This is a genomic window from Micromonospora sp. U21 (assembly GCF_018070045.1).
Classification (GTDB): Bacteria; Actinomycetota; Actinomycetes; order Mycobacteriales; family Micromonosporaceae; genus Micromonospora.
The window spans coordinates 1-463 of sequence record NZ_JAGPYK010000097.1 but is presented as its reverse complement, the minus strand read 5'-3'; the positions used below and the strand labels follow the sequence as shown (position 1 = coordinate 463).

General features: G+C 63.5%; 1 protein-coding gene. It reads left to right on the top strand.

All coding sequences use genetic code 11. The features are described from left to right. A partial coding sequence (locus tag KBX63_RS34920; protein ID WP_210918690.1) for a hypothetical protein occupies positions 1-347 on the top strand: 347 nt, incomplete at its 5' end. Positions 348-463 lie beyond the last annotated feature (116 nt).

Below are 463 nucleotides of genomic sequence, written 5' to 3'. Positions count from 1 at the left end.
ACCCCAATGACGTCTACGAGCCGCACGATCCTGCAACGCTCGGGCTGTCCGGCAGCCTCGTGGGGCGGTTGGCGTCTTGGCGGCAATGGTCCGAGTCCATGGTCAACATCGCCGATCCAAATGACAGAAGACCCGTGACGGCAGACGAGGATGCAGCCTTCGCCGCTGAGGGACGTCTGCTGGCGGCACGTGTTGCGGATGAGCTTCCCTACGCAGTGGTCTGGTTCTACCAGGAGCAGCCAACGGAGCAGCCAAGCCGGCGAACGCAAGCGGACGATCGCGGACTGGGACGCCATGTCGAGCGCCAGGACCAGGCGGCGGACCCCTGTCTGTCAGGGGTGAGTTGAGGCCAGCGGTTCTTAGCAAGTCCGCCGGACAGGGCGAGTTCAGGATCGGGAAGTGTTGACTACTGCTGTTGACATGGTGGTGGCCCAGGATGGGGTCATGAGTCGCAAGAAGGGTC